The organism is Qipengyuania nanhaisediminis, assembly GCF_045862805.1.
Classification (GTDB): domain Bacteria; phylum Pseudomonadota; class Alphaproteobacteria; order Sphingomonadales; family Sphingomonadaceae; genus Erythrobacter; species Erythrobacter nanhaisediminis_A.
Map to the genome: position 1 here is coordinate 1092271 of NZ_AP025760.1, position 22400 is coordinate 1114670.

Genomic DNA, 22400 nt, shown 5'->3' on the forward strand with positions numbered 1-22400 from the left:
GTGATCTTGCTTCGAAAGAAAATAAGGTAAATCAGTTATTTACCGTTTAATCCCGCAAAATTCCTAGAAAATCCTAGCCTCGCACCGGCAAGAGGGATATTACCGTGTTCCATCAAACATGCCGGTTTGCCCCGTGCCGTCCGCAAAGGAACGGCACGCTGCCCCCGCTCGCGCGGGGTGCGGCGACAGAGAGGTCTTGCCGGTTGAAACAGGGATTGTCGGCCACGCGAACAGGCGCGGCCTACGGGGAAGGGGATTTTCGCGCGTGCCAGCGGCGGGAGCATATAACGGTCAGGCCTTTTCGCCCGTCGGCGACAAGGGTCGGTTCGTCCTGCCGCCTGCTTTCCGCAAGGAAGTGAAGGAGGCATCAGGCGGCAGCAAGACGCTGTGCCTTGTCGCGCACGAACGGTTTGATTGCCTCGTCGGCTTTGGCCTCTCGCGGATCGACAAGCTCAACCAGCAACTCGACCGCGAGGAAGAGCGCGCGATCCGGCTCGGCGATGACAGTTTCGACCGCGACGTGCGCGCGGGCCAGCTGTTCCAGTTCGAACAAATTCCCTTCGACGACTCCGGTCGTTTCGTGATGCCCGATCACCTCAAGGAACTCGGCAAGGTCGAAGACGGGCTCTATTTCCAGGGCGCTGGCGATTTCTTCTTCGTCTGGAACCCGGCCGAGCTGGCGCGGATGGATTCCGCCTGGAAGGGCGCTCAGGCGACCTGCCGCCGGCTGGTCGCCGAGGCCGAGGCCAAGGCGAAAGCCAAGGGGGCCAAGGCATGACCGGCGCGCCGCACATCCCCGTCCTGCTCGACGAGGTGATCGCCGCCATCGACCCGCGTCCGGGCATGGACATCATCGACGCGACCTTCGGCGCAGGCGGTTATTCGCGCGCGCTGCTCGATGCGGGCGCGCGCGTCCAAGGCTTCGACCGCGATCCCGATGCGATTGCCGGCGGTGAGGCAATGGTGGCGGAATACGAGGGCCGCCTCGCGCTTCACCCGGTCCGCTTCTCCGCCATGCGCGAGGAGATGGAGCGCATCGGCGTTCCGCAGGTCGACGCGGTGGTCATGGATATCGGCGTGTCCTCGATGCAGCTCGACCAGGGGAATCGCGGCTTCGCGTTTCAGGCCGATGGCCCGCTCGACATGCGGATGAGCCAGGAAGGGACAAGCGCCGCCGATTTCCTCAACGCTGCCGACGAGGCGGCGATTGCCGACGTGCTCTACCTCTATGGCGAGGAGCGTCAGTCGCGCCGGGTCGCCCGCGCGATCGTCGCCGCGCGCCCACTGACGACCACCGGCGAGCTTGCCCGCGTGGTGCGCAAGGCGCTCGGCTATCGCCCGCACGACAAGAAGGACCCGGCGACCCGCACCTTTCAGGCGGTGCGAATCCACGTGAACGACGAGTTGGGAGAATTGCGCGCGGGGCTGAACGCAGCGGAGATCCTGCTGCGCGAAGGCGGCGTGCTCGCGGTGGTCAGTTTCCACAGTCTTGAGGACCGGATCGTCAAGCGCTTCCTGCGCGAGGCTTCGGGCGGCGGGCGCGCGGTCTCACGCCACTTGCCCGGCGAAATCCCCGGCCCGCCCCCGACCTTCACAAGCGTCTCCAAGGCCATTCGCCCCGGCGAGGCAGAGATCGCGCGCAACCCGCGTTCTCGCTCATCCGTCCTGCGCCACGCCCGGCGCACTTCTGTCCCAGCCCAGGAAAGGATCGCGTCATGATCGTCACCGGTTCCCGCATTCGCCAGATCGGCTGGGCGGCAGCGCTGGCGGCGTGCATCGCGCTCTTCGCGGTGCTCAGCTTCAACGTGCATGCGGTCAGGAGCGAAGTGCTGCTCGCCGAGCGCGAGATCATCGCGCTGGAGCGCGAGACGCTGATGCTCGAGACCGAGTTCCAGACCCGCGCAAGCCAGCGCCAGCTGGCCGAATGGAATGCGGTCGAGCTCGGCTATACCGCGCCGCGCGCCGATCAGTATCTCGACAACAATCGCCAGCTGGCGAGCCTCGGCCAGCCGCTCGGCCCCGACGCGCCCGCGCCGATCCGGACGCTGCGGACCGAACTGGCGCGCGCCGATGGGGAACCGCGTGCGATGGTCTCGCCGGTCACCGGAAAGCCTGTGACCCTGGCATCGGTCGCGGCGAGCGAGGATGCGGGCGCGGTCTTCACCGAGGCGTTCGGCGACTTTCTCATCGAGGCCTCTCCGATCCGTCCGGCCAATGCGCGCACGGTGACATCTTTTGGAGACCGGGCGATCCGGTCGTCAGAGGGCGCTGAATGAACGCGCTCACTTTCAACGCCAGGTTCGACACGAAACAGCCAGCGGCTGACGGCACGGTCTTCGTGCACCAGCCCCGACCCGCAATCCCCGCCGGACGCATCGCTGCGGTCCACATGCGCTACAGCCTGCTGGTCATCGCGCGGCTGCGGCTTTTCATGGTGATCGGCATCTTCGTGCTGGCCGCCGCGGTTGCGCTCGTGCGGATCGGCTATCTCGGTTTTGCCGGAGCGCCGCAGGGCCAGACCACGCTCGAGGAAGCGCTGCTGCCGCCGCGCGGCGAGATCGCCGACCGCAACGGCGCGCCTCTGGCACGCACCTTTCCCGCCTATGCGCTGTGGTTCAATCCGCGCGCGATGGAGGATGACGGCTCGCCGCTTGTGGCCGAGCCGCGCGAGGTAGCAGAGCGGCTGAAGGCGATCTTCCCTGATCTGGATATCGAGCGCACGGTGCGCATCCTCACCTCCGATCGCGGGGGCTACCTGTTGCGCCGCCTGCTGCCCGAAGATGCGAACAAGGTGTTCGACCTCGGCGAGGTTGCGCTCGAACTGCCGCGCGAGAACGATCGTTATTACCCGCAAGGCCCGCTGGGCGCGCACGTGCTTGGCTATGCGCTCGAAGGCGGCGACCGCCAGCTCGAAGGCAAGCTGGGCATGGAACAGGTGCTCGACGATCGGCTTTCAAACCCGCTGTTGCGCGCAGAGCCGGTGGCCCTGTCGATCGATCTGCGCGTGCAGGGCGCGCTCGAGGACGAACTGGGCCGCGGGATGCTGGCAACCAATGCCAAGGGCGCGGCGGGGATCGTGCTCGATGTCGATACCGGCGAGGTGATGGCGATGGCATCGCTTCCCGCCTTCGATCCCAATCGCTCCGATGCGCAGCATTCGCCCAACATCTACAATCGCGCGACCAATGCCACCTATGAGCTGGGTTCGACCTTCAAGCCGCTGACGGTCGCTGCCGCGATCGATGCGGGTATCGTGCGCGATCTCGGCGCAGAATGGGATGCGGGCCCGGTCGAGATCGGCCACTGGAGGCGCAGCGATCTCAAGCCCAAGGGCGACACGCTCAATGTCGCCGAAGCGCTCGCCTATTCGTCGAACACGGTGACGATGCGGATCGCGGACGCGCTTGGCGAGGCGCGGATGCGGCAGGTGATGACCGATCTCGGCATGAACCGTCCGCCGCAGATCGAGCTGCCCGCGCGCGGCCGTCCGCAATGGCCCCAGGGCCGCTCCAATGGCAGTTGGTCGCGGATCACCACCATGACCGTGGGCTATGGCCACGGCATCGCGGTCACACCGCTGCACCTTGCGAGCGCCTATGCCGCGATGGTCAATGGCGGGGTCTATCGCCCGGCGACCCTGCACCGGCTCGAACCGGGTGAAGCACCGCGCGGCACGCGGGTGTTCAAGGCCTCGACGTCCTCGCGCATGCGCCAGCTGATGCGGATGATCTCGATCTACGGCACCGGGCGCAGCGCTGATGCCGCGGGTTATCGCGTGGGCGGCAAGACCGGTTCGGCAGAAAAAGCGCGGCGCGGCGGCTATGCCGAGACGGCGCTGATCTCCTCCTTTGCCGCCGCTTTCCCGATGGAGCGTCCGCGCTATGTCGTGGTGACGGTGCTCGACGAGCCCAAGGGCACCGCCGCCTCGTCCGGCCAGCGCACCGCCGCCTATACCGCGGCGCCGATCGTGGGCGCGCTGATCCCGCGGATCGGCCCGATGCTCGACGTGCGGCCCGATGCGGCGCGCGATGTCGATATCTCCGACCTGCGCTCGCTGATAGAGGGGCGGCGATGAAGCTTGCCCGCCTGATCGAGAGCGCCGGGATCGCAGCCGAGGCCGATGGCGCGACCAGCGTTACCGGCTTTGCCATCGACCACCGCAAGGTGGCGCCCGGCACCGTGTTCGGCGCGTTTCGCGGTGAGCGCTTCAACGCCGAGGACTTCATCCCCGCAGCCATCGAGGCAGGCGCGGTCGCGGTTGTCGCATCGCATGGGGCCAGGGTCGAAGGTGCGCTTCACATCGCCAGTGACGAGCCGCGCCGGACCTTTGCGCAGCTCGCCGCTCAGTTCTTTTCGCCCGTTCCGCAGACCATCGTCGCGGTGACCGGGACGAACGGCAAAACCTCGACTGCCGAAATGACCCGCCAGATCTGGCGCATGTGCGGCGAGCGCGCCGCGAGCATCGGCACGCTGGGCGTCACCACGCCCGATGAAAGCGTGTCGACCGGGCTGACCACGCCCGACATCGTCACCTTCCTGTCGAACATGAGCGGACTGGCGCGCGAAGGCGTGAGCCATGTCGCCTACGAGGCATCGAGCCATGGCCTGTCGCAATACCGCAATGAGGGGCTGCGGGTCGCCGCAGGGGCTTTCACCAATTTCAGCCAGGACCATCTCGATTACCATGCGAGCATGGAAGATTACTTTGCTACCAAGATGCGCCTGTTCGACGAGGTCGTCGATGATGGCGGCAAGGCGATCATCTGGGATGGCGGCGAGCCGAGCGCGTGGACCGCGCGGGCGATCGACCATGCCGAGAAGCGCGGGCTCGATCTGCGCACCGTGGGCGATCGCGGGACCTTTCTGAAGCTCTTGTCCCGCGAGGCGACCCAGCTCGGCCAGATGTTGACGATCGAACATGCCGGCCAGGATCGCACGATCAAGCTGCCGCTGATCGGGGCCTATCAGGCCGCGAATGCGCTGGTTTCTGCCGCGCTCGCGCTGTCGACAGGGTCCGATGCATCCATGGTCTTCGACGCGATTGCGCGGCTCCAGCCGGTTCGCGGACGGCTCGAACGGGCTGTGATTATCCCGGCGGGCGCGCCCGTCTATGTCGATTACGCCCACACCGCAGACGCGCTCGACGCGGCGATTGCGGCGCTTCGCGGCCATGTCGATGCTGAGCGTGGCGGAAGGCTGATCGTGGTCTTCGGCGCGGGCGGCGACCGCGACCAAGGCAAGCGCGCGCCGATGGGCGCGGTCGCGGCGAAATCGGCCGATCTGGCGATCGTCACCGACGACAATCCGCGCGGCGAGGACCCGGCAGCAATCCGAAAGGCGATCCTCGCCGGCACCGGTTCGGCCTCGCATGTCAGCGAGGTGGCCGGCCGGCGCGAGGCGATCGCAGCGGCAATCGCCGAGGCGGGCGGCAACGATATCATACTGGTAGCAGGCAAGGGCCACGAACAGGGCCAGATCATCGGTTCGGGAGAGACTATGCGAATTTTGCCGTTTGACGATGTCCAGGTGGCGCGCGAATGCGCGGCGGAGATGCCGAAATGAGCCAGGCCCACGCCCTTCTTCGCCAATGGCCCGCCGATCCGCGCGATGCGCTGCCGCTCGCGCTGTGGGATTCGGCCGCTGTCGAGGCCGCCACCGGTGGACGCGCCAGCCATGCCTTCCAGGCCTCGGGTGTCGAGATGGACAGCCGCGACGTGCGTCCGGGCGACCTTTTCGTCGCGCTCAAGGGCGAGGCGATGGATGGCCACAAGTTCCTGCCCCAGGCCTTTGCCAAGGGCGCGATCGCCGCAATCACCGATCGCCCGGTCGATTTCCCGCACGTGCTGGTCGAGGACACCGGCAAGGCGCTCGAGGCGCTCGCCCATGCCGCTCGGACACGCAGCCAGGCGGTGCGGATCGCAGTCACCGGGTCGGTCGGCAAGACCGGGGTGAAGGAAGCGATCTTCAACGCGCTCGATCGTTCGAGCAGGGGCGGTGCCCATCGCAGCGTGCGCAGCTACAACAACCATGTCGGCGTACCGCTCAGCCTCGCGCGGCTCCCTGCCCGCGCGCGCTTCGGGGTGTTCGAGATGGGGATGAACCACGCCGGCGAGATCGCCCCGCTTGCCGGTCACGTGCGTCCGCATGTCGCGCTCGTCACCACCATCGCGCCCGCTCACATCGAGAACCTGGGCAGCATGGAAGCGATTGCCGACGAAAAGGCGCAGATTTTCTCGGGCCTCGAAGAGGGCGGCACCGCGATCATCCCGGCGGACAGCGAATACACACAGCGCATGGCCGACCACGCACGCAGGCTCGGGGTCAAGGTGGTGACCTTCGGGCGCAGCAAGGATGCCGATGTGCGCCTGCTCGACGCGATCCCGGTCGCCAATGGCGGCTCGCTCGTCACCGCCGACCTGGGCGATGCGCGGGTGTGCTATTCGATCGCCGAACCCGGCGAGCACTGGATCGCCAATTCGCTCGGCGTGATGGCAGCGGTGCGCGCAGCGGGCGGCGACCTCGCCGCAGCAGGGCTCGCGCTGGCCGAGATGGGCGGGCTCAAGGGCCGCGGCGCGCGCGCCCAAATCGCGGCAGCAGGCGGCAAGGCGCTGCTCATCGATGAAAGCTACAACGCCAACCCCGCCTCGATGCGCGCGACCTTGAAGGCGCTCGGCCAGACGCCTGCCCATCGCCGAATCGCTGTGCTCGGCAGCATGAAGGAGCTGGGCGACTTCGCTCCGCGTTTCCACGCCCAGCTTTGCGAACCCATTGCCGAGGCAGGAATCGACCACGCGATCCTGGTGGGCGACGAGATGCGTGCGCTGGCCGCCGAACTGGGGAGAAGGAGCGCCAATTCGCTTGGCTTTGCCCCGTCTTTCGCGCATTGCGATAGCCCCGCAGAGGCGATCGAGGCGCTCGAGCAATTCGGTCTCACTCACGGCGATGCAGTGCTGGTCAAGGGCTCCAATTCGGTCGGCCTGGGCTCGCTGGTGTCACACTTCACACAGGCGCACGGGTAAGCAGCGCCGAGGAAACGAAATGCTCTACCTGCTCGCGGAATGGCTCGGATTTGAAGGCCTGCTGAACCTGGTCCGCTACCAGACCTTCCGCTTCGGCGCGGCGCTGTTCACCGCGCTGGTGTTCGGGCTGATCATCGGTCCGCGCTTCATCAACCTGCTGCGAGTGCGCCAGGGCAAGGGGCAGCCGATCCGCGAGGACGGCCCGCAAACCCACCTCGCCAAGCGCGGCACGCCGACCATGGGCGGGCTGATGATCCTGGTCGCGCTGGTCTTTGCGCTACTCTTGTGGATGGATCTCACCAACCCGTTCGTCTGGGCCTGCCTGGCGGTGACGATCGGGTTCGGGGTTATCGGGTTCATCGACGATTATGACAAGGTCTCCAAGGCCAGCCATGCCGGGCTTTCCGGCCGGGTGCGGCTGCTGCTCGAATTCGCGGTGGCGGGTGTTGCCAGCTACATCATCGTCAGCCAGATCAGCACCAATCTCTATGTCCCCTTCTTTTCCGACGTCGAGATCCCGCTGGGGCCTGTCTATTACGTCTTTGCCGCTTTCGTGATGGTGGGCGCGGGCAATGCCGTGAACCTCACCGACGGGCTTGATGGCCTCGCGATCATGCCGGTCATCATCGCCACCGGCGCCTTTGCCCTGATCGCCTATCTCGTGGGGCGCGCCGATTTCTCCGAATATCTGGGCATTCCCCACGTGCCGGGTGCGGGCGAGCTTGCGATATTCTGCGCCGCGATCATGGGGGCGGGGCTGGCGTTCCTGTGGTTCAATGCGCCGCCCGCCGCGGTCTTCATGGGCGATACCGGCAGCCTCGCGCTCGGCGGGGCGCTCGGCGCGATCGCGGTCGCATCGCACCACGAGGTCGTGCTCGCGATCGTTGGCGGGCTGTTCGTGCTCGAAGCGGCTTCGGTGATCATTCAGGTCTTCTGGTTCAAGCGCACCGGGCGCCGGGTCTTCCGCATGGCGCCGATCCACCACCATTTCGAGCAATTGGGCTGGTCGGAAAGCAAGGTCGTGATCCGGTTCTGGATCATCGCGATCGTGCTTGCCCTGGTCGGGCTCGCCACGCTCAAGCTGCGATAGGAGGGCGAGGCTCCATGCACATCTCGCCGCCGCGTTCCGATGCCAAGTTTCACGCTCCCGTGCCCGCGCGCCGGACGGTGAACGAGGCGGTGCGCGTGTGGTGGCGCGAGCTCGACAAGTGGCTGCTGGGCCTTGCCGTGCTGCTGATGGCGCTCGGAACGCTCGCGGTGGCGGCGGCATCGCCGGCAGCCGGGCGGCAATACCAGGTCGCCGAATTCGTGTTCTTCCAGCGCCACGTCGTCTTCCAGCTGCTCGGGCTCGGGGTGATGATCGCGGCATCCTTTGCCAGCCGCGAGGATGCGCGCAGGCTCGGCATCGTGTTAGCGATCGGTATGCTGTTCCTGCTGCTGCTGGTTCCCGTCATCGGGGTCGAGCGCAACGGAGCGCGGCGCTGGCTCGACCTTGGCTTCTCGCTCCAGCCGAGCGAGTTCTTGAAACCCGGCTTTGCCATCCTGCTCGCCTGGATATTGTCGTGGCGGCTGCGCGATTCCTCGCTTCCGGTGGTGGCCTATTCGACGCTGGCCATGGCGGTGGTGGGCGCGCTGCTGATGCTCCAGCCCAATCTCGGCGCGACGATCCTGTTCGGCGGTGTGTGGTTCGTGCTGGTGTGGCTGTCGGGAATGCCGCTGCGACGCATAGGGGCCCTCGTTGCCGGAGGGCTCGGCGCGATGACCGCCGCTTATTTCCTCTATGACAATGCTCGCTACAGGATCGACAGCTTCTTTGCCGGCGGCACCGCCTTCGACCAGGTCGACCTAGCCAATCGCACGCTGCTGGGCGGCGGGTGGACGGGGTCGGGTCTGTGGCTGGGCACCAACAAGATGCGGCTTCCCGAGGCGCACACCGACTACATCTTTTCGGTCATCGGCGAGGAGTTCGGCCTGCTGATGTGCGCGGTGATCCTGATGCTTTATGTCGCGATCATCGTGCGCGCGCTGCTGCGGCTGGTCGATGAGGACAACCTGTTCGCGCTGCTCGCGGGCGCGGGCCTTGCCACCCAGATTGGCGGGCAGGCCTTCACCAACATGCTGGTCAATCTCGGCCTGTTCCCGTCCAAGGGGATGACCTTGCCGCTGGTCAGCTATGGCGGTTCATCGACACTGGCGGTGGCGCTCACCTTCGGGCTATTGCTGGCGATCACCCGCCGCAACCCGTTTCTCGAGCGCGAGAAGCCGGGCCTGCGCAACCTGTTCGACAAGCAGGGCCACGCCAGACAGGAGCCGCGCGCATGACCAGCCCGACCCGCAAGGGAGCCAGCCGCCATTTCGTGCTTGCCGCAGGAGGGACGGGCGGCCACCTGATCCCCGCCTTCGCGCTCGCTGCAGAGCTCGATGCGCGCGGGCACCATGTCGCGCTGATCACCGACGAGCGCGGCGCGAACATTCCCGGAAAGCCCGATTACCTCACCGCGCATGTCCTTCCCGCTGGCCGCTTCGGCAAGAACCCGTTGCGCTGGCCGGGTGCGGCGCGCGCGGTGTGGGACGGGCGCAACATGGCGCTGCGCCTGTTCGAAAGCTTCGCCCCCACCGCGGTGGTCGGCTTTGGCGGCTATCCTGCGCTGCCCGCCCTGCTCGCCGCGACATCGGCAGGCGTGCCGAGCGTAATCCACGAACAGAACGCGGTGCTCGGCCGCGTCAACCGCCTGCTCGCGGGCCGGGTCGATGCCATCGCCACTGCTTATCCGGCGGTCGCGCGGCTCAAGGACAAGCACCGCGACAAGGCCCATCTCGTCGGCAATCCGGTGCGCGCCGAAGTGCTCGCTCTGCGAGACGAGGATTTCCCTGCCTTCACAGAGGAAGGCCTGCTTCGCGTGCTCGTGACTGGCGGAAGCCAGGGCGCGCGGGTGCTGTCCGAAGTCGTGCCCGACGGGCTCGCCATGCTTCCGCCGGGCCTGCGCCAGCGGCTCCAGATCACCCAGCAATGTCGCCCTGAAGACCTCGATGCGGTGCGCCAGCGTTATGCGGACCACGATATTCCCGCAGAACTCGGGACCTATTTCGAAGACATGCACGAACGGCTTGCCGATGCGCACCTGTTCATCGGTCGCGCGGGCGCATCGACGATCGCCGAACTCACCGCAGTGGGCCGCCCGGCGATCCTCATCCCGCTGCCGATCGCGACCGACGATCACCAGGCGGCGAACACCCGCGAGATCGTCCAGGCAGGCGGGGGCCGGATGATCCGGCAGGAAAAATTCGCTCCCAAGGAACTGGCAAAGCAGATCCAGGCCATGGCGCAGAACCCTGCCAGCCTTGCCAATGCGGCCCATGCCGCGTGGAATTGCGGGCGGCCCGACGCGGCAAGCGACCTGGCCGACCTCGTCGAAAGCATGGGCGGGATCGACACCATGGACGTGATCCGCGTCGGCGAACCTGCCAAGGCGGCACGCACTGCGCCTTCGGCAGAACCTGCTCCGGGCGCTGCGCGGGACAATGCCGCATGAAGGGCGTCGGCACCGATATCGGCACTATCCATTTCGTCGGCATTGGCGGGATCGGTATGTCAGGCATCGCCGAGGTGATGCACAATCTCGGCTACAGCGTGCAGGGCTCTGATATCCGCGAAGGGCCGGTCACGACCCGGCTTCGCGACCAGGGCATTGCGATCACGATCGGCCATGACAAGGCCAATATCGAAGGGGTCGCGGTGGTCGTCACTTCGACCGCGGTGCGCCGCACCAATCCCGAGGTTGCCGCCGCGCTCGAAGCGCGCATCCCGGTGGTGCGCCGCGCCGAGATGCTGGCAGAGCTGATGCGCCTCAAATCGACCGTCGCGGTCGCGGGCACGCACGGCAAGACCACCACCACAAGCATGATCGCCAGCTTGCTCGATTGCGGCGATATCGATCCCACCGTCATCAATGGCGGGATCATCGAGCAATATGGCTCGAATGCGCGCATGGGCGATTCAGACTGGATGGTGGTCGAGGCCGATGAAAGCGATGGCAGCTTTCTTCGGCTCGACGGGACCATCGCGGTGGTCACCAATATCGATCCCGAACACCTCGACCATTACGGCGATTTCGACGGGGTGAAGCGCGCCTTTGTCGAGTTCATCCATAACGTGCCGTTCTACGGAGCGGCGATCTTGTGCGTCGATCATCCCGAGGTGCAGGCGGTGATCGGCGATGTCCGCGATCGCAAGGTCGTCACTTACGGTTTCTCGCTCCAAGCCGACATTTGCGGGGTCAATATCCGCCCGGTCGAAGGCGGCAACACCTTCGACGTGATCGTCCGCCAGCGCGGCGAGGAAGATCGCCGCATCGAAGGCGTCCATTTGCCGATGCCGGGCCGCCACAACGTCCAGAACGCGCTTGCCGCAATTGCCGTGGCGATCGAGATGGGCTGCCCCGACGATGTCATCGTTTCCGGCTTCGAACGTTTTGGTGGGGTTCGCCGGCGCTTCACCCGTGTCGGCTCGGTCGCGGTGGAAGGCGGCACGGTCGCGATCATCGATGATTACGCGCACCACCCGGTCGAGATCCGCGCCGTGCTCGAAGCCGCGCGCGAGGCGACCGAGGCTGCAGGCTCCGCCGACGCCAAGGGCCGCGTCATCGCGGTTGCGCAGCCGCACCGTTATACGCGCCTCAACGATCTGATGGACGATTTCCAGACCTGCTTCAACGAGGCCGACATGGTCTTCGTGACCCCGGTCTACGAAGCGGGCGAAGACCCGATCGAAGGCGTCGATGCCGCGGCGCTGGTCGCCGGGCTCAAGTCACGCGGCCACCGTTCAGCACGCACCGTCGCGGACGAAACCGAACTGGCCGCGATCCTCGCCGCCGAAATCGCCCCGGGCGACATGGTGGTGTGCCTGGGCGCGGGGGATATCACCAAGTGGGCCGCTACCCTTGGCCCGGCAATTGAATCACAACGGGACGCATGAACGAGACTATGCAACTGGGCGAATGGATCGGGCGCGATAACGGCGAGGCGCCGACGAGCAGCGTCGAGGGCGCGGCCGATGCGCCGGTGCCGATGGAAGCCGTGCGCGGCAAGCTGACTGCCAACGCCCCGCTCGACAAGCATGTCTGGTTCCGTTCGGGTGGCAAGGCCGACTGGCTGTTCGAACCGGCCGACGTGCAGGACCTCAAGGACTTTCTCGAAGCGCTAGACGGGTCGATGCCGGTCATGGCGCTGGGCATCGGGTCGAACATGATCATCCGTGACGGCGGGGTGCCGGGGGTTGTGATAAAGCTGGGCGCACCCTTCATGGATGTCGAGGTCACCGGCGAGACCACGCTCGAGGCCGGAGCTGCCGCGCCTGCCAACAAGGTCGCTCGGCGCGCGGCCAAGGCGGGAATCGACGGGCTGACCTTCCTCACCGGCATTCCCGGCTCGGTCGGCGGCGTCACCAGGATGAATGGCGGGTGTTACGGGCGCGAGACCTGCGACGTCCTGACCGATTGCGATGTCATAATGCCGGGCGGCGAGTTTGTGACGCTCACCAATGCCGAGCTTGGCTATTCCTACCGCCATTCCGCGCTGCCCGACGGAGCGGTCGTGGTCGCGGCGCGGTTCGAGGGCTTTCCGGGCGAGCCGGAAACCATCAAGGCGGCGATGAAGAAAATCACCGCCGAACGCGGGGAATCGCAGCCGATCGGCAGCATGACCGGCGGATCGACCTTCAAGAACCCGCCGGGCCATTCGAGCTGGAAGCTGATCGATGCCGCTGGGCTACGCGGGTTCAAGAATGGCGGAGCGCAGGTCTCGGAAAAGCATTGCAATTTCCTGATCAATACCGGCGATGCCACCAGCTCCGACATCGAAGGGCTGGGCGAAATCGTGCGCGAGAAAGTCTACCAGCATTCGGGCGTGCAGCTCGAATGGGAGATCAAGCGGGTCGGCAGGCCGTGAGCAAGACCCGACACCCGCTTCATATCGCGGTCCTGATGGGCGGCTGGGCGAACGAGCGCGAGGTTTCGCTGATGAGCGGGAACGGCGTCGCCGATGCGCTCGAGGCGAACGGCCACCGCGTCACCCGGATCGACATGGACCGCGATGTCGCCTTGCGGCTCGCCGAGACGAAGCCCGATGTGGTGTTCAACGCGCTTCACGGCGTTCCGGGCGAGGATGGCAGCGTCCAGGGCATGCTCGACCTCATGGGCATCGCCTATACCCATTCCGGGCTCGCCACCTCGGTGATCGCGATCGACAAGCAATTGACCAAGCAGGCGCTCGTCCCCCACGGCATCCCCATGCCCGGCGGGCGGATCGTCGCGGTCGAGGAATTGCACGAGCGCGATCCCATGCCGCGCCCCTACGTGCTCAAGCCGGTCAATGAGGGATCGTCGGTCGGGGTCGCGATCGTCACCGATGACAGCAATTGCGGCAATCCGATCGCGCGTGATGCGGCAGGGCCGTGGCAGGAATTCGACCAGCTTCTGGCCGAGCCCTTCATCCGCGGGCGCGAACTGACCACGGCAGTGATCGACGATGCCGGTGGCAGCCATGCTCTGGGCGTCACCGAACTGGTGATCGGCGACGGCTTCTACGATTACGAGCACAAATATACCGAGGGGCGGACCGAACATGTTTGCCCGGCAAAGATTCCGCCCGAAATTGCGTCGCTGTGCGAACAATATGCGCTGCGCGCTCACGCTCTGCTGGGCTGCCACGGCACCAGCCGGACCGATTTTCGCTGGGACGACAGCCAAGGCGAGGACGGGCTGTTCGTGCTCGAGACGAACACCCAGCCGGGCATGACCCCCTTGAGCCTCGTTCCCGAACAGGCGCGTGCGGCCGGTATCGGCTATGGCGAACTGGTCGAATTGATCGTGATGGAAGCGATCCGCGTTCACGGTGTCGGCCGCGCCGGGGCAGGGGGCAGCTGATGGCCCGGATCAAGCGATCCTCGGGCAAGGGCGTGCGCCGCGCGGCCAAATCGCAGAGCCGCGCAGCCGGCGCGCGCCGGGCCAAGGCCAAGACCACCAGCGTGCTCGACCGCGCGATGGGGCTTTTGCCCTTCACCGAAAAGCAATGGTCGACGATCTGGATGACCGTAATAATCGGCGGGGCGGTGGGGATCGGTTTCGTGATCGCCAACCTGGCGGGGCTGCCCGCTTTGGCCAGTGCGCAGGTCGCCGCAATGGCCTCCGATGCCGGCTTCGAGGTGCGCCGGGTCAGCGTGACCGGAACCGACCGGATGGACGAGCGCCAGGTCTATGCCCGCGCTCTTGCCCAGCGCGAAAGGCCCATGCCGCAAGTCGCGATCGAGGAATTGCGCGCCGAATTGCTCGACCTGCCCTGGGTTGCCGATGCGCGGGTCTCGATCCAGCTTCCCTCTACGCTCAAGATCGACGTGGTCGAACGGGTGCCGCACGCGGTGCTCGCAAAGCCCGACCGGCTGATGCTGATCGATGCGACCGGGGCAGAGCTTGAACCCATCTCGCGCGAGGCGGCAGAGGGGATGCTGGTCATTGCCGGGCCCGGCTCGGCGCGGCAGGTCGCAGCGCTCGACCGGCTGCTTGCTGCAGCGCCCGCTCTCGCCCCGCAGGTCGCCTCGGCCGAATGGGTGGGCAATCGCCGCTGGAACCTCACTTTCAAATCCGACCAGGTGCTCGCGCTTCCCGAAAGCGAGGACATCGCGGCCACCGCGCTCGTCAAGTTCGCGCGGCTCGACGGGCAGAACCGCCTGATCGGCGGAACCGTCGCCACCTTCGACATGCGTGCCCCGCCGCGGATCTACATGCGCGTGCCCGGCCGCGCCGACGCGATCGAACTGGCAGGACGGGAGAGCGAGTGATGGGCGACAAGCCACTCGCCAAGGCCCGGCTCGCGCGGATATTCGGCGCGGTCAATGTCGGCTCGTTCCGGATCGCGGCAATGATCATGGGCGAGACCGAGACCGGCGATCTCGTTGTCCTCGGCTCGGGCCACCGCGCCAGCCAGGGGATCAAGCGCGGCTATGTCACCGACATGAAGGCCGCCACCTATGCCATTCGCGATGCGGTCGAACGCGCGGAAAAGAACGCGGGCACCAATATCCAGAGTGTGTGGATCGCCTGCGCGGGGGCGGGTTTGCAAAGCGAGGTCGCCAAGGTCGAGATCGAGATCGGCGGCCGCCGAATCGAGGAAGAGGATGTCGAGCAATTGCTGATCGAGGCGCGCGACATGATCCAGCCCGACGGGCGGATGGTGCTCCATGCCCAGCCAGCCCATTACACGCTCGACGGCGCGCATGGCGTTGCCAATCCGCGCGGTCTCCATGCCGAACGGCTGGGGGTCGATATCCACGTCATGCTCGCCGACGGCGCGCCGGTGCGCAATCTTACCGAGGCGGTGCAGAGCGCGCATCTCGAGGTCGAGGCAGTGGTCGCCGCCCCGCTCGCATCGGGGTTTGCCTGCCTCACTCAGGAGGAACGCGAGCTGGGCGTGGCGCTGGTCGAGATCGGGTCGGACGTTACCAATGTTTCCGTCTTTGCAGCGGGGATGCTGCTGGGCCTGCGGGCGATCCCGATGGGGTCGGGCGATATCACCGATGCGGTCGCGAGCGCCTTTGGCATTCGCCGTTTCCAGGCCGAGAGGTTGAAATGCGTATCGGGCAGCGCGATCGCGAGCCCGTCCGACCACCGCGAGATGATCCCGGTCCACGGCCCGAGCGAAGGTGCGGGCGAACCGGCCGGCCCGCATGCGCGCGGCGCCGACGACAAGAACCGCATCGCCCGCGCCGAATTGATCTCGGTCATTACCGAGGCGCAGTCACAGCTCACCGGCGAGATCGGCAAGGCGCTCAAGGAGCTGGGCTTTGCCGGAAGGCGCGCAGGCCAGGTCGTGCTTACCGGCGGCGGGGCGGAGCTTGCAGGGCTTGCCGAATTCACTCAGAGCGCGCTGGCCATGCCGGTGCGGATCGGGCGGGCGCCGGCGCTGACCGGCTTGCCCGAGGCGCACGCGACGCCGGGCTTTGCCGGGCTGGCGGGCCTGTGTCTGTACGCCGCCGAAGACCCGGTCGACATCCGCGCGCTGGGGAACAGGCGCAATGTCGGCGCCGATTTCGGTGCGGGTCTGAACCCGGTCATGGCCGCCGGGCGCTTGTTCAGGGCGATCAGGGAATATTTCTGATGGCGTCTGTTCGCCGCTGTTTGAAACCATTTCGCAGCCATTCCCCTTCAAAAGGGGTTAACAGCTGCCTGTGGATAAGGAATCCTGCGGGATAACGGGCGCAAGCCATATATGTCACAGAAGTGAGCGCATGGGAGATACAGTCGCCTAAAGTGCATCCCATGCACGGAGGAATTAATGCGATGAGTATCAATATCGGCCCTGCAGAAACGGACGATCTGCGTCCCCGCATCACCGTCGTCGGGATTGGCGGCGCGGGCGGCAACGCGATCGCCAACATGATCGCATCGGATATCGAAGGTGTCGATTTCATCGTCGCCAACACCGATGCCCAGGCGCTCAACACCAGCCCGGCCGACCGCAAGATCCAGCTCGGACCCGACATTACCGGCGGGCTCGGCGCAGGCGCCCGACCCGAGGTCGGCAAGGCCGCGGCCGAGGAAACCGTCGCCGAAATCGAGGAAGCGCTTGAAGGCGTGAACATGGTCTTCATCGCTGCCGGCATGGGCGGCGGCACCGGCACGGGCGCTGCACCCGTGATCGCCGAGGCTGCGCGCCGCAAGGGCGTGCTGACCGTGGGCGTGGTGACCAAGCCGTTCCTGTTCGAAGGGACGCGCCGGATGCGCGCTGCGGAATCGGGTATTGCCGAATTGCAGAACCACGTCGACACGCTGATCGTCATTCCGAACCAGAACTTGTTCCTGGTCGCCAAGCCCGAGACCACCTTCAAGGAAGCCTTCGAGCTTGCCGACGAGGTGCTCCAGCAGGGCGTGCGATCGATCACCGACCTGATGGTGATGCCGGGCCTCATCAATCTCGACTTTGCCGACGTGCGCTCGGTGATGAGCGAGATGGGCAAGGCGATGATGGGCACCGGCGAGGGCGAGGGCGAGAACCGCGCGCTCGACGCGGCCGAACAGGCGATCGCCAATCCGCTCCTCGACGGGGTTTCGATGCAGGGCGCCAAGGGCGTGATCATATCGATCATCGGCGGCGAGGATATGAAGCTGATGGAGGTCGACGAGGCTGCCAATCATATCCGCGATCTCGTCGATGAAGACGCCAACATCATCTGGGGCAGCGCGTTCAACCCCGATCTTTCGGGCAAGATCCGCGTTTCCGTGGTCGCGACCGGCATCGAACAGGCCGCCGGCAACGAAGCTGCGCCACGCGCCGCGAGCAATGCCTTCGGTGGCGCGCGGGCGCCCAAGCGCCCGGTGCTCGACCTCGGCGGATCGGAACAGGCCGGCGCCGACATGACGAGCGAAGAGGCCCCGGTTGCCCCGGTCATTCCCGACCCTGTGAGCGAGGCGATCAATGCCGATTGCGCAGCCGAGGCCGATGACGCGGCCGATCACGAGGGTCCGCAGGATGATTCCGGCGACGAGCCTTTCGATTTGTCGGGTATGCAGGCCGGCGACGACATGGGCGACGAAGGCGACGACGTCGACGAGATCATCGACCCGCTGGCCGGACTGCGCGGAGCCGACGAAGACGAGGACGCCGCGCCCGAACCGGCCGATGACAGCCATTTCATCGAGCCCGGAGCCGAAGGTTTCGGCAATGGGGAGGAAGGCGCTGACAACACGGCCGGCAACGAGGCGAATGGCGACACGCTCGATCTCGGCGAGGAATATGCCGAATATTCGCCGCTCGAAGAAGAGGGCGAGGGCGACAGCGCGGACAACGCGGACGGCGCGGAGGCTGGGGACGACGATATTCTCGCCGATGCCGACCGGCTCGCTGCCGAGGATCGTCCGGTCGAACCGCGCGCGGGCGGCTCGCGCCGCGCGGGCATCCTGGGGAGCGGCGCTGCTTCGAGCGATGGCGATGGCGGGACGGGCGGCGGCTCGAAATCGGGCGGCGATGGCAGCGGCGGACCTCCGGCGGGAACCACCCTGTTCGAACGCATGGCCAATCTCTCGCGCTCGTCGGGCAGCGATGACGATGACGACGACGACGAGGACGGCGATGCGCCAGCGCTCTCGATCCCGCGTTTCCTCGGGCGTCAGAACAACCAGTAACCGGACATGCCCTTGACGCGAAGGCGCGCGGCCGGTCTCGGCTGCGCGCCTTTGGCCGGCACCAGCGCACTTCCCCCCCGCAGCGGTTCGCCCCGCGTTCAGCGCGCTTCGCCTAGCTCTGCCTGACCTTTCGCGATTCCTGAGCTAGCTGAACCGGCGTGATCTCGATGCATACCCCCTCCCGCGCTCCTCTTCGTTCCTGGCCCCACCGCCCCCAGTCTCGCCTCGGCGCGCTCGCGCTGCGATCTGCCGGGGTCGTCATGGGCGCTGCGACCCTGGCGATCGGCGTGCCGCAGCAGGCCGGTGCGCAGACCGGCGGGCGCGAAGTGGTCCAGCCGCTGCCTTCGCCCGAGGTCCAGCGCCTCAATCGCGCGCTGCTCGAGCTCGCGCGGCGTCCGCGGCGGGTGGGAACGCTGCTCGAAGCGGGGGAGGCCGCGCTTGCACTCGACGATTTCGACGCCGCGATCGGCTTTTTCGGCCGCGCTGCGGACATCGCCCCCGAAGATGCGCGGGTGAAACTGGGCCTCGCGCGGGTGCATCTGCGCTCGGGCCGCCCGGTCGAAGCGGTGCAGATGTTCGCCGAGGCCCGCCGCGCCGGGGCTGACGAGCGCGAGATGCTGGCCGACCAAGCACTCGCACGCGACATGCTCGGCGATACCGCCGGAGCGCAGGAGACCTATCTGCGCGCGCTGGACATCAACGCCAGCGATGAGACGGCGCGGCTGCGGCTCGCTGTCAGCTATGCCATTTCGGGCAATGACAGCGCTTTTGCCACCACGCTCGCCCCGCTGGTCGCAGCGCGTGATCCGGCAGCATTGCGGGCCGAGGCCTTCGGGCTTGCGATTCTGGGCGAACAGGCGCGCGCCGAGGCGGTCGTTGCCGCGGTAATGCCCGCCGATCTCGCCCAGCGGATCAACCCCTATCTCGCTTTCATGCCGCGGCTCACCCCTGCACAGCAGGCGGCTGCCGCCAATCTCGGGATTTTTCCGCGCGCTGCCGATATCGGGCGCGAGGACCCGCGCATCGCCCGCTTTGCCCGAGAAAACGCGGCGGGCGCGCTGCTCGAACCCGCGGGCGAGCCGCTGGGCGCCGTACAGCCGGTCGAGACCGTCGCGCGCGAAGTGGCGCAGGCGGCCCCAACGCCCACGCCCACGCCCACGCCTACGCCTACGTCCCCGTCCGCGTCTCGAGCGCCGACCACGGACGCTACGTCGCCCGGTTTCACCGCCCTGCCGCAGATCGCGGTGCGTGAGCCATCCCGGCCAGCCGCTACGCCGCCAGCCCCGGTCGCTGCGCCGCCATCGGTGGCCGATGCCTTTGCCGATCTCGATGGCGGAGCGCTGCCGGTCGAAGGCAGGGCCGCTGACGCCGTCGATCTGGCCGCGATCGACATTCCGCGCGAAGCACCGCCCGAGGCCGCGCCCGAGCCTGCCGAGCCTGTCCATCCGCGCCGGATCTGGGTCCAACTCGCCACCGGTCGCGATGTCACGGCGCTCGGCTTCGACTGGCGCCGCTTCGTGCGCAACGCACCCGATTTGCTGTCCGGTTTCGAGCCGCACGTGACCCCCTGGGGACAGGCCAATCGCCTGCTCGCCGGGCCGATCGGTTCCGAGCGCGAAGCGCGCGAGCTTGTCAACGCGCTGGCGGCCATGGGGCTTGCGACCTTCACCTATACCAGTCCTGAAGGCACGGAAATTCAACGGCTTGTGCGCTGATTTGCGCGCGTCCCCGGCTTTCTTTCAACAAGCTTTGAACAAGCGAAAGCCGTTCTCCCCAGCAGGCTCGGCGCCGGCCATTGCCAAATGATGGGACAGGCAGGCATTTCTCGCTGCGATGCAAACGCCCCCGAACCCACAGGCAGCGCGCCGCGAAGGCCCTCTCTCATGATGCCGCGCGAACGCGACTTCACGGCCAATGATGATGCCGCACCGGTCGACATGCTCGTCGCCCTGTTCGAGGCGCGCGGCTGGGAATGCGAAATTACCGCCGAAGACGAGATGGTGGGCGAAGTGCAGGGCAGCTGGGCCAAGTACCAGCTGCGGGCGATCTGGCGCAGCGCCGACAATGTCCTGCAATTCCTGTGCCTGCCCGATATCCGCGTCACCGCTGAAAAGAAGCAGCGCGCATTTGAATTGCTGAGCCTCGTCAACGAGCAGATGTGGCTGGGACATTTCGACATCTGGTCGAATGGCGACATGCTGCTCTACCGCCACGGCGCGCTGCTCGGCGATGATGGCATGTTGTCGATCACGCAGGCGCAATCGCTGGTCGAGAACGCGATCGATGAATGCGACCGGTTCTACCCCGCCTTTCAGTTCGTGCTCTGGGGCGACAAGTCGCCGCGCGATGCGCTCGATGCGGCGATGGTTGACGCGCTTGGCGAAGCCTAGGCAGATGCGCGGCTGAAGGGCAGCACCAGGTGGCACCAATGAAACTTCTTATCATCGGATACGGCAATATGGCGGGCGCCATGCTCGACGGCTGGCTCGCTTGCGGCATGGCGCCTGGCAATTTCGCCGTCCTCAACCGATCGCCCAAGCCCGCGCCAGAAGGCGTGCGGGTCTTCGCCGATATCGCCGAGGCCGAGGCAACAGGCGGGCACGACGCAGTTCTGCTCGGTTTCAAGCCGCACCAATTGGGTGAAGCCGCGCCCGGTCTCGCCGCGCTTGCCGAGGGGCGGGCGGTCCATTCGCTGCTTGCCGGAATCACCTGCACCCAGCTCGAGAAGGCATTTGCGGGGGCCGTGGCGCATGTGCGGGTGATGCCAAACCTCGCCTCGCGCATAAACAAGTCGCCGATCCTGCTCGCCGCGAGCGGGCTTTCAGGGGCCCGGCGCGATGCGACCAGCGCGCTTTACGATGCGCTGGGCAGCGCGGTCTGGATGGAGGACGAGGCGCGCTTCGATCTCGCCACCGCGCTTGCCGGATCGGGTCCGGGCTTTGTCTATCGCTTCATCGACGCGCTCGCGGCAGCCGCGCACTCGCTCGGCCTCGACAAGCCGCAGGCCGACAGCCTCGCGCTCGCCATGGTCGAAGGCGCGGCCGCGCTTGCCGCGGGGTCCGATTGTTCGCCCGGCGAACTCGCGGACCGCGTGGCGAGCCCCGGCGGCATGACCCGCGAAGGGTTGAACGTGCTCGACGAAGGCGGCGCGCTGGAGGACCTTCTCACCCGCACACTCGATGCCACGGCGCGGCGCGGGGCGGAGTTGTCGCAGCGCAACGGCTGAACCGTGCGTTAAGCATAGCTGCGCAAATCCTGAACGAATATCGCCATTTCGCTTCCGGTTTCGCTTGAAAACATCCCCGCAAAGACCGATATTGCACATCGAAAGCGCGTATGTCCGCGCCTGAAGGAAACAAGGGATCCAACATGTCAGATTGGAATGATACTCAGCGCAGCGGCCAGGCCTTCGGTTCGGTTCCGCGCGCAGGCGGCGATGTCGCATCGCGCGCCACATATGACGAGGGCCTGCGGTCCTACATGCTCTCGATCTACAATTACATGGCATCGGGCGTGCTGCTGACCGGCATCGTCGCGATCCTGTTCTCGATGGGCGGGATGGAATCGCCCGCGGCATGGCTCGCGATCAATGGCGGGCTGCTGTTCTGGGCGGTCAAGCTCGCTCCGCTGGCCTTCATCCTCGCGATGAGCTTCGGCCTCCACAAGATGAGCCAGACGACGCTCCAGATCGTGTTCTGGTCCTTCGCGACCGTCATGGGCATGTCGCTCTCGACGATCTTCCTGGTCTATACCGGCGAAAGCATCGCGGTGACCTTTTTCGCGACCGCGGGCGCCTTTGCTGGCCTGTCGCTGTGGGCCTACACCACCAAGAAGGATATTTCGGGCTGGGGCAGCTTCCTGATCATGGGCGTGATCGGCCTGATCATCGCCTCGGTGGTCAATATCTTCCTCCAGTCAGAAGCCATGGCCTTCGTGATCAGCGGCATCGGCGTGCTGGTCTTTGCCGGCCTCACCGCATGGGACACCCAGCGTCTGAAGAACGACTACCAGCACCTGCGCGGCTCGCCGTTCATGGGCAAGGCCGTGATCATGGGCGCGACGAGCCTCTATCTCGATTTCGTCAACATGTTCATGTTCCTGCTGCAATTCCTCGGTAGTCGCGAGTGATTGCACGCTGACTTGCAAGGGCAGGCAGCGCGCCTGCCTTTGCCAGAGAGACACCAATGCCCGGGAACCGCTCGCTGTC

19 protein-coding genes are annotated in these 22400 nt (G+C 66.5%); all 19 read left to right on the forward strand.

What is annotated here, in order from left to right; translation table 11 throughout:
• The first annotated feature begins 265 nt into the window (after positions 1 to 265).
• The 19 genes from ACKTSM_RS05205 to ACKTSM_RS05295 all read left to right on the forward strand — a co-directional run bounded on the left by ACKTSM_RS05205 (position 266) and on the right by ACKTSM_RS05295 (position 22321).
• The gene (locus ACKTSM_RS05205; protein ID WP_407876063.1) at positions 266 to 778 is read left to right on the forward strand and encodes a division/cell wall cluster transcriptional repressor MraZ; all 513 of its coding nucleotides are present in this window, start codon (positions 266 to 268) and stop codon (positions 776 to 778) included.
• The gene (rsmH, locus tag ACKTSM_RS05210) at positions 775 to 1719 is read left to right on the forward strand and encodes a 16S rRNA (cytosine(1402)-N(4))-methyltransferase RsmH (protein WP_407876064.1); all 945 of its coding nucleotides are present in this window, start codon (positions 775 to 777) and stop codon (positions 1717 to 1719) included. Before ACKTSM_RS05205 ends, rsmH begins: the two co-directional genes overlap by 4 nt.
• Positions 1716 to 2276: a hypothetical protein gene (locus tag ACKTSM_RS05215; RefSeq protein ID WP_407876065.1), complete on the forward strand. Its 561-nt coding sequence runs from the start codon at positions 1716 to 1718 to the stop codon at positions 2274 to 2276. Before rsmH ends, ACKTSM_RS05215 begins: the two co-directional genes overlap by 4 nt.
• A gap of 113 nt (positions 2277 to 2389) precedes the next feature.
• Positions 2390 to 4075: a peptidoglycan D,D-transpeptidase FtsI family protein gene (locus tag ACKTSM_RS05220; protein WP_407876320.1), complete on the forward strand. Its 1686-nt coding sequence runs from the start codon at positions 2390 to 2392 to the stop codon at positions 4073 to 4075.
• Positions 4072 to 5562 carry a UDP-N-acetylmuramoyl-L-alanyl-D-glutamate--2,6-diaminopimelate ligase gene (locus ACKTSM_RS05225; protein WP_407876066.1) on the forward strand — a complete coding sequence of 497 codons (1491 nt, stop codon included), beginning with the start codon at positions 4072 to 4074 and terminating at the stop codon, positions 5560 to 5562. Before ACKTSM_RS05220 ends, ACKTSM_RS05225 begins: the two co-directional genes overlap by 4 nt.
• The gene (murF, locus tag ACKTSM_RS05230) at positions 5559 to 7019 is read left to right on the forward strand and encodes a UDP-N-acetylmuramoyl-tripeptide--D-alanyl-D-alanine ligase (RefSeq protein WP_407876067.1); all 1461 of its coding nucleotides are present in this window, start codon (positions 5559 to 5561) and stop codon (positions 7017 to 7019) included. The genes ACKTSM_RS05225 and murF overlap by 4 nt, the downstream gene beginning before the upstream one ends.
• Positions 7020 to 7038: 19 nt before the next feature.
• Positions 7039 to 8109 (forward strand): phospho-N-acetylmuramoyl-pentapeptide-transferase, encoded by a 1071-nt coding sequence (gene mraY / locus ACKTSM_RS05235; RefSeq protein WP_407876068.1) that lies wholly within the window; start codon positions 7039 to 7041, stop codon positions 8107 to 8109.
• Positions 8110 to 8123: 14 nt separating this feature from the next.
• Positions 8124 to 9341 (forward strand): FtsW/RodA/SpoVE family cell cycle protein, encoded by a 1218-nt coding sequence (locus ACKTSM_RS05240; RefSeq protein WP_407876069.1) that lies wholly within the window; start codon positions 8124 to 8126, stop codon positions 9339 to 9341.
• The gene (gene murG, locus ACKTSM_RS05245) at positions 9338 to 10552 is read left to right on the forward strand and encodes an undecaprenyldiphospho-muramoylpentapeptide beta-N-acetylglucosaminyltransferase (protein WP_407876070.1); all 1215 of its coding nucleotides are present in this window, start codon (positions 9338 to 9340) and stop codon (positions 10550 to 10552) included. The genes ACKTSM_RS05240 and murG overlap by 4 nt, the downstream gene beginning before the upstream one ends.
• On the forward strand, positions 10549 to 11994 hold the full coding sequence (gene murC / locus ACKTSM_RS05250) for a UDP-N-acetylmuramate--L-alanine ligase (RefSeq protein WP_407876071.1): 1446 nt from the start codon (positions 10549 to 10551) through the stop codon (positions 11992 to 11994). The genes murG and murC overlap by 4 nt, the downstream gene beginning before the upstream one ends.
• Positions 11991 to 12965, forward strand: a complete 975-nt coding sequence (murB, locus tag ACKTSM_RS05255) for a UDP-N-acetylmuramate dehydrogenase (protein ID WP_407876072.1) — start codon at positions 11991 to 11993, stop codon at positions 12963 to 12965. The genes murC and murB overlap by 4 nt, the downstream gene beginning before the upstream one ends.
• Positions 12935 to 13942, forward strand: coding sequence for a D-alanine--D-alanine ligase (locus ACKTSM_RS05260; protein WP_407876073.1), 1008 nt, complete (start codon positions 12935 to 12937; stop codon positions 13940 to 13942). Before murB ends, ACKTSM_RS05260 begins: the two co-directional genes overlap by 31 nt.
• Complete coding sequence (locus ACKTSM_RS05265; protein ID WP_407876074.1) at positions 13942 to 14853, forward strand: cell division protein FtsQ/DivIB; 912 nt, start codon at positions 13942 to 13944, stop codon at positions 14851 to 14853. Before ACKTSM_RS05260 ends, ACKTSM_RS05265 begins: the two co-directional genes overlap by 1 nt.
• Positions 14853 to 16169: a cell division protein FtsA gene (ftsA, locus tag ACKTSM_RS05270; RefSeq protein WP_407876075.1), complete on the forward strand. Its 1317-nt coding sequence runs from the start codon at positions 14853 to 14855 to the stop codon at positions 16167 to 16169. The genes ACKTSM_RS05265 and ftsA overlap by 1 nt, the downstream gene beginning before the upstream one ends.
• Before the next feature lie 182 nt (positions 16170 to 16351).
• The gene (gene ftsZ / locus ACKTSM_RS05275) at positions 16352 to 18193 is read left to right on the forward strand and encodes a cell division protein FtsZ (RefSeq protein ID WP_407876076.1); all 1842 of its coding nucleotides are present in this window, start codon (positions 16352 to 16354) and stop codon (positions 18191 to 18193) included.
• A gap of 260 nt (positions 18194 to 18453) precedes the next feature.
• Positions 18454 to 19908, forward strand: coding sequence for a tetratricopeptide repeat protein (locus ACKTSM_RS05280; protein WP_407876077.1), 1455 nt, complete (start codon positions 18454 to 18456; stop codon positions 19906 to 19908).
• Between the two features lie 168 nt (positions 19909 to 20076).
• Entirely contained in the window at positions 20077 to 20583 is a 507-nt protein-coding gene (locus tag ACKTSM_RS05285; RefSeq protein WP_407876078.1) for a YbjN domain-containing protein, read from the forward strand.
• A gap of 38 nt (positions 20584 to 20621) precedes the next feature.
• Positions 20622 to 21419 carry a pyrroline-5-carboxylate reductase family protein gene (locus ACKTSM_RS05290; RefSeq protein WP_407876079.1) on the forward strand — a complete coding sequence of 266 codons (798 nt, stop codon included), beginning with the start codon at positions 20622 to 20624 and terminating at the stop codon, positions 21417 to 21419.
• Positions 21420 to 21562: 143 nt separating this feature from the next.
• Positions 21563 to 22321, forward strand: coding sequence for a Bax inhibitor-1/YccA family protein (locus ACKTSM_RS05295; protein WP_407876080.1), 759 nt, complete (start codon positions 21563 to 21565; stop codon positions 22319 to 22321).
• Positions 22322 to 22400 lie beyond the last annotated feature (79 nt).

Coding starts and splice junctions, on each gene's coding strand:
- rsmH (WP_407876064.1), top strand. CDS start 775: ATGACCGGCGCGCCGCACATCCCCGTCCTGCTCGACGAGGTGATCGCC.
- ACKTSM_RS05215 (WP_407876065.1), top strand. CDS start 1,716: ATGATCGTCACCGGTTCCCGCATTCGCCAGATCGGCTGGGCGGCAGCG.
- ACKTSM_RS05220 (WP_407876320.1), top strand. CDS start 2,390: ATGCGCTACAGCCTGCTGGTCATCGCGCGGCTGCGGCTTTTCATGGTG.
- ACKTSM_RS05225 (WP_407876066.1), top strand. CDS start 4,072: ATGAAGCTTGCCCGCCTGATCGAGAGCGCCGGGATCGCAGCCGAGGCC.
- murF (WP_407876067.1), top strand. CDS start 5,559: ATGAGCCAGGCCCACGCCCTTCTTCGCCAATGGCCCGCCGATCCGCGC.
- mraY (WP_407876068.1), top strand. CDS start 7,039: ATGCTCTACCTGCTCGCGGAATGGCTCGGATTTGAAGGCCTGCTGAAC.
- ACKTSM_RS05240 (WP_407876069.1), top strand. CDS start 8,124: ATGCACATCTCGCCGCCGCGTTCCGATGCCAAGTTTCACGCTCCCGTG.
- murG (WP_407876070.1), top strand. CDS start 9,338: ATGACCAGCCCGACCCGCAAGGGAGCCAGCCGCCATTTCGTGCTTGCC.
- murC (WP_407876071.1), top strand. CDS start 10,549: ATGAAGGGCGTCGGCACCGATATCGGCACTATCCATTTCGTCGGCATT.
- murB (WP_407876072.1), top strand. CDS start 11,991: ATGAACGAGACTATGCAACTGGGCGAATGGATCGGGCGCGATAACGGC.
- ACKTSM_RS05260 (WP_407876073.1), top strand. CDS start 12,935: ATGGGAGATCAAGCGGGTCGGCAGGCCGTGAGCAAGACCCGACACCCG.
- ACKTSM_RS05265 (WP_407876074.1), top strand. CDS start 13,942: ATGGCCCGGATCAAGCGATCCTCGGGCAAGGGCGTGCGCCGCGCGGCC.
- ftsA (WP_407876075.1), top strand. CDS start 14,853: ATGGGCGACAAGCCACTCGCCAAGGCCCGGCTCGCGCGGATATTCGGC.
- ftsZ (WP_407876076.1), top strand. CDS start 16,352: ATGAGTATCAATATCGGCCCTGCAGAAACGGACGATCTGCGTCCCCGC.
- ACKTSM_RS05280 (WP_407876077.1), top strand. CDS start 18,454: ATGGGCGCTGCGACCCTGGCGATCGGCGTGCCGCAGCAGGCCGGTGCG.
- ACKTSM_RS05285 (WP_407876078.1), top strand. CDS start 20,077: ATGATGCCGCGCGAACGCGACTTCACGGCCAATGATGATGCCGCACCG.
- ACKTSM_RS05290 (WP_407876079.1), top strand. CDS start 20,622: ATGAAACTTCTTATCATCGGATACGGCAATATGGCGGGCGCCATGCTC.
- ACKTSM_RS05295 (WP_407876080.1), top strand. CDS start 21,563: ATGTCAGATTGGAATGATACTCAGCGCAGCGGCCAGGCCTTCGGTTCG.